At 75.4% G+C, this 6,444-nt stretch carries 1 protein-coding gene and 1 pseudogene; both read left to right on the top strand.

All coding sequences use genetic code 11. The annotated features are described in order from the left end of the window. A partial coding sequence (locus ABTZ91_RS33880) for a phosphopantetheine-binding protein (protein ID WP_352081083.1) occupies positions 1–914 on the top strand: 914 nt, incomplete at its 5' end. A 116-nt stretch (positions 915–1,030) separates the two neighbouring features. Continuing rightward, a pseudogene (locus ABTZ91_RS33875) lies at positions 1,031–6,444 on the top strand (beta-ketoacyl synthase N-terminal-like domain-containing protein); the annotation flags it as partial.

Genomic DNA, 6,444 nt, shown 5'->3' with positions numbered 1-6,444 from the left:
ACGCCGCCGCCAACACCTTCCTCGACGCCCTCGCCCACCACCGCCACACCCACGGACAACCCGCCACCAGCCTCGCCTGGGGACTCTGGGACGAGGGCGGCATGGGCGAGCGGCTGACCGCGACGGACCTCGCGCGGCTGCGCCGCTCCGGGATCGTGCCGATGCCTCCGGAGGAGGCGCTGCGGATGCTGGACACGGCCCTCGGCTCGACGGAGCCGCTGCTCTACCCGGCGCGGCTCGACCTGAACGCCCTGCGGACCCTCGCGGCCTCCGGCAGGGGCCCTGAGCCGCTGCTCGGCCTGGTGCGCGGCGGACCGGCGCGGCGCGGTGCCGCGGCGGGCACGGGCTCGCGGGCCGCCGGCGGTGCGGTGCCGCTCGCGGACAGGCTCGCGGCGACGCCGGCCGAGGAGCGCGAGGAGCTGGTGCTCGGTCTGGTGCGGGAGCACGTGGCGGCGGTCCTCGGGCACGGTTCGCCGGACCGGATCGACGCCGAACGCGGGCTTCTGGACCTCGGCTTCGACTCGTTGACGGCGGTGGAGTTCCGCAACCGGCTCAACGCGGTGACGGGGCTGCGGCTGCCGACGACGGTGGTCTTCGACCACCCCACGCCGCTGGCGCTCGCCCGGCACCTGCTCGGCGAACTGGCCGTGACGGCCGGTCCGGTGGCGCCCGCGGGTCCGGCCGATCCCCTGGAGGCGATCGAGCGGCTCGAGGAGCTGCTGCGGCAGCACGCGGCGGGCACCGCCGCCCGGGACGCGGCGGAGGCGGCCGAGATCACCCAGCGGTTGCAGTCCGTACTGCAGGGCTGGCACGGCCTGGCCGCCTCCCTCGGGGAGCCGGCGGCCGACGACCTCGGCTCCGCGACGGACGACGAGCTCTTCGAAGCCCTCGACAAGGAGCTCGGCCTGTCCTGATCTCCGTCCCGGCGCCCGGCGCCGTCCCGTCCATCCCTCTTTTCGACAGCAGTGAAGGTTGAGCTCCCGTGGCGAACAACGCTCCCGTGGCGAACGTGGCGAACAACGAAGACAGGCTCCGCGACTACCTCAAGCGGGCGACGACCGACCTGAGGCTGGCGCGGCGCCGGATCTCGGAGATCGAGCAGGCACGGCACGAGCCGATCGCGATCGTCGGCATGGCCTGCCGCTACCCGGGCGGGGTGTCCTCGCCCGAGGACCTGTGGAAGCTGGTCAGCGAGGGCACCGACGCCATCGGGCTCTTCCCCGAGGACCGCGGCTGGGACGAGGACCTGTACGACCCGGATCCGGAGGCCGTCGGCAAGTCGACGACCGCCCGGGGCGGGTTCCTGTACGAGGCGGCGCGGGCGGACGCGTCCTTCTTCGGACTGAGCCCGCGCGAGGCGATGGCCACCGACCCGCAGCAGCGGCTGCTCCTGGAGACGGCCTGGGAGGCGTTCGAGCGGGCGGGCATCGACCCGACGACCCTGCGGGGCAGCGACACGGGCGTCTTCGCCGGGGTGATGTACAACGACTACGCCTCACGGCTGCGGCCGGCACCCGAGGAGTACGAGGGCTATCTGGCCAGCGGCAGCCTGGGCAGCGTGGCCTCGGGCCGCCTCGCCTACGTCTACGGTCTCGAGGGCCCCGCGGTGTCCGTGGACACCGCCTGCTCCTCGTCCCTGGTGGCCCTGCACCTCGCGGTGCAGTCGCTGCGGCAGGGCGAGTGCTCGCTCGCGCTCGCGGGCGGTGCGACGGTGATGGCCACGCCCAACACGTTCGTGGAGTTCAGCCGCCAGCGCGGGCTGTCCGCCGACGGCCGCTGCAAGGCCTTCTCGGCCGCGGCCGACGGCACCGGCTGGAGCGAGGGCGTCGGCCTGCTGCTCGTCGAGCGGTTGTCCGACGCCGTGCGCAACGGCCACCCCGTCCTCGCCGTCGTGCGCGGCACCGCGACCAACCAGGACGGCGCGAGCGGCCGGCTGACGGCGCCGAACGGCCCGTCGCAGGAGCGGGTGATCCGGCAGGCGCTCGCCAACGCCCAGCTGACGTCCGACCAGGTGGACGCGGTCGAGGCGCACGGCACCGGTACGACCCTGGGCGACCCGATCGAGGCGCAGGCCCTGATCAACACGTACGGGCGCGAGCGCGACGCCGCACGTCCGCTCTGGCTGGGCTCGCTGAAGTCGAACATCGGCCACACGCAGGCCGCGGCGGGCGTCGGCGGCGTCATCAAGATGGTGATGGCGATGCGCAACGGCAGGCTGCCGCGCACGCTGCACGTCGACCGGCCGACGGACCACGTCGACTGGTCGGCGGGCACCGTACGGCTGCTCACCGAGGAGCAGCCCTGGACGGCCGCCGACGAGACCCCGCTGCGGGCCGCCGTGTCGTCGTTCGGCATCAGCGGCACCAACGCGCACGTCGTGATCGAGCAGGCGACGGAGCGGACCGTCGAGCGGCACGCGGAGCAGCCCGGCGATGAGCCGGCCCGCCGGGACGCGGTGGACGCCGAGGGCCGTGAGGCCGCCGGTGACGGCGCGTCCGCCGGCCGGGAGCCGGCGGACGAGACCTCCGAAGTGCCGGGCCTGCCCTGGCTGTTGTCGGCGAAGTCGGAGCACGCCCTGAAGGAGCAGGCGCGCCGCCTGCGCGCGTTCGCGGACGAGCACCCGGACACCCCGCCGCAGGAGGTCGCGGGCGCGCTCGCGGCCCGTACCCGCTTCGACCACCGCGCCGTCGTCGAGGCCACCGACCGGGACGCCCTGCTCGGCGCGCTCGCCGCGCTCGCCGAGGGCGGTGAGGCGCCGGGGCTGACCACGGGCACCGCCCTCACCGGCAAGACCGCGTTCCTCTTCACCGGCCAGGGCAGCCAGCGCCTCGGCATGGGCCGCGAACTGTACGAGTCCCACCCGGTGTTCGCCGCCGCCTTCCACGAGGTGTGCGACCGCTTCGACGCGATCCTGGACCGGCCGCTGCACGAGGTGATGTGGGGCCAGGACGCGGCGACGCTCAACCGCACGCAGTACGCGCAGGCCGCGCTCTTCACCCTGCAGACCGCGCTCTACCGGACCCTGGAGCACCACGGTGTGGTCCCCGACGCGCTGATCGGCCACTCGATCGGCGAGGTCGCCGCCGCCCACGCCGCCGGTGTCCTGGACCTGCCCGACGCCGTGACGCTGGTCGCGGTCCGCGGCCGGCTGATGCAGGCCGCCCGGGGCGACGGCGCGATGCTCGCCGTGCGCGCCTCGGAGGAGGAGGTGCGGGAGGCCCTGGTCGGCGTCGAGGGCGATCTGGACATCGCGGCCGTGAACGGCCCGGAGGCCACGGTGATCTCCGGCGCCCAGGACGCGGCCGAGGCGGTGGCGCAGCACTTCGCGGCACTCGGCCGCAAGACCACGCGCCTGACGGTCAGCCATGCCTTCCACTCGGCGCACATGGACGAGGTCCTCGCCGACTTCCGCGGGGCGATCGAGGGCCTGACCTTCCACGCCCCGAAGATCCCGGTGATCTCCAACGTGACGGGTCTGCCGGCCGCCGGCGACGACCTGCTCACCCCGGCCTACTGGGCGGACCACATCCGCCAGGCCGTTCGCTTCCACCCGGGCATCCGGCACCTGGAGGCCACCGGCACCAGCCGTTTCCTGGAGCTCGGGCCGGACGCGACGCTCACCGCGCTGGCCCAGGACACGCTCACCGAGCCGGCCGTCCTCGTGCCGACGCTGCGCAAGAACGCGTCCGAGCCCACGACCCTGGCCGCCGCCCTCGCCCGCCTCCACACCGCGGGCCACACGCCCACCACCTGGCGGCCTCCGGCCCCGGCGCCGTTCGTGGAGGGCCTGCCCACCTACGCGTTCCAGCGCGAGCGCTTCTGGCTGTCGCCCGGCACGGTGACGACGGACGTGGCGTCCGCGGGCCTGGTGGCCTCGGAGCATCCGCTGCTGGGCGCCCTGGTGACGCTCGCGGACAGCGACCAGCTGGTGTTCACCGGCCGGATCTCGACGCGTACGCACGCCTGGCTCGCCGACCACACCATCGCCGGCACCACGCTGCTTCCCGGCACGGCCCTCGCCGACCTCGCCCTGCACGCCGCCGGTCACACCGACACGCCCGCGCTGGAGGAACTCACCCTGGAGTCCCCGCTGGTGCTGCGTGCGGACACGCCGGTGACCCTGCACGTCACGGTCGGCCCGGCGGCCGGCGACGGCAGCCGGACGATCGCCGTGCACTCGCGCACGGACGACGCCGAGTCCTGGACCCGGCACGCCTCCGGCACCTTGTCGGACGCGGTCGACACGCCCGAGGAGCTGCCGTGGCCGCCACCGGGCGAGCGCGTCGACCTCACGGGCGCGTACGAGGAGCTGCACGCCCACGGCTACACCTACGGGCCCGCCTTCCAGGGCCTCACCGCGCTCTGGCGCGACGGCGACGACCTGTACGCCGAGATCGAGCTCCCCGAAGGCGTCGAGGCCACCGGGCACACCCTCCACCCGGCCCTCCTCGACGCCGCCCTCCACCCGTGGGCGCGCGAGGTGACGGGCGAGGACGCCGAGAGCGTGCTGCTGCCCTTCAGCTGGCGGGGCGTGGCCCTGCACGCCGTCGAGGCGACCCGGGTGCGGCTGCGGCTGACCCGGACGGGCGAGGACACCGTACGGCTGCTGCTGACCGATCCGGCCGGCGCTCCGGTCGCCACGGTGGCGGCCGTGACCGCGCGGGCCGGCGCCCTGGCCGATCTCGCGGCCGGCGCGGACGGATCCGGAGGCGGCCGGACCCCGCTGCACCTGGTGGACTGGAAGCCGCTGCCGGCGGCCGGGACGCCGGGCGCGGCGCCGGAGGCCGTCGCCGTCCTCGGCCCGGACCCGCTGGGCCTCGCGGAGGCGCTCGGCGTCCCGGCCCATCCCGACGCCGCCGCGCTGCACGCGGCCGTCGCGGCGGGCGCCGAGGCGCCCGGGGTCGTGCTCGCCACCTTCCTGGACGGGTCCCCGGCCGCGGACGACCCGGCCGCGGACGACCCGGCCGCGGACGCGGAACTGCCCTCGCGGGTGGAGGAGCTGAGCACCCGGGCGCTCGCGCTGACGCAGGACTGGCTGGAGCGGGAGTGGCCGGCCGGCGCCGCGGCGGAGCCGCGGTTCGTGGCCGTCACCCGGGGCGCCGTGGCCGCCCGGCCCGGCCCCGAGATCCGGGACCTGGCCGCCTCCGCCGTGTGGGGCCTGCTGCGCGCCGCCCGCACCGAACACCCGGACCGGTTCGGCCTGCTGGACGTCGACGAGGTCGCCGAGGGGCGTACGGAGGGGCTGGCGGCCGCCGTGTCGGCGCTGCTCACCGGGGACGAGCACCAGCTCGCGGTGCGCGACGGCGGTGTCTACGCGCCCCGTCTGGTGCGGGCCGACCGGGCGCCGGAGGTGCTCGTGCCGCCGAAGGACACGCCGTACTGGCGGCTCGACGTGCACAGCTCCGGCACCCTCGGCAATCTGGCGCTGCTGCCCGCGCCGGAGGCGGGCGCCCCGCTGGGCCACGGCGAGGTGCGGGTGCAGGTGCGGGCCGCGGGTCTGAACTTCCGTGACGTCCTCGTGGGTCTCGGGATGTACCCGGGCGACGAGGCCCGGATCGGCGGGGAGGCGGCCGGTGTCGTCCTGGAGACGGGGCCGGGCGTGACCTCGGTCGCGGTGGGCGACCGGGTGATGGGGCTGTTCCCGCTGGGGGCGATCGGACCGGTCGCGGTCACCGACCACCGCTGGGTGACCCGGATGCCGCGGGGCTGGACGTTCACGGACGCCGCGGTGATCCCGGTCGTGTTCCTCACCGCGTACTACGGCCTTCGGGACCTGGCGAAGGCGCGTCCGGGCGAGTCGCTGCTGGTGCACGCGGCGACCGGCGGCGTGGGCATGGCCGCGCTGCAGCTCGCGCGCCACTTCGGCCTGGAGGTGTACGGCACGGCGAGCAGGCCCAAGTGGGACGTGCTGCGGTCGCTGGGCGTGGCCGAGGACCGGATCGCCTCGACCCGTACGCTCGACTTCGAGGAGCAGTACCGGGCGGCCACCGGCGGCCGGGGCTTCGACGTGGTGCTGAACTCGCTGGCCCAGGAGTTCGTGGACGCGTCCTTGCGGCTGCTCGCGCCGGGCGGCCGGTTCCTGGAGATGGGCAAGACCGACATCCGCGACGAGGCCGAGGTGGAGAAGCGGTACCCGGGTGTGTCGTACACCGCGTACGACCTGATGCGGGTGGAGCCCGAGCGGGTCCAGGAGATGCTGGTCGAGCTGGTGCGGCTGCTGGAGTCCGGGGAGCTGCGGCGGCTGCCGGTGACCGCGTGGGACGTCAGCCACGCCCCGGAGGCGCTGCGCTATCTCAGCCAGGCCCGGCACACCGGCAAGGCGGTCCTGACGCTGCCGGCTCCGCCGGACCCGGAGGGGACGGTGCTGATCACCGGAGGCACCGGCGCACTCGGCAGCCTCCTCGCCCGCCACCTCGTCACCCACCACGGCGCACGCCACCTCAT

The sequence above is a fragment of the Streptomyces sp. NPDC126499 genome (assembly GCF_040302485.1).
Taxonomy (GTDB): Bacteria; Actinomycetota; Actinomycetes; order Streptomycetales; family Streptomycetaceae; genus Streptomyces.
The sequence above is the reverse complement of the archived record's forward strand: the minus strand, read 5'-3'. Positions and strand labels throughout refer to the sequence as shown.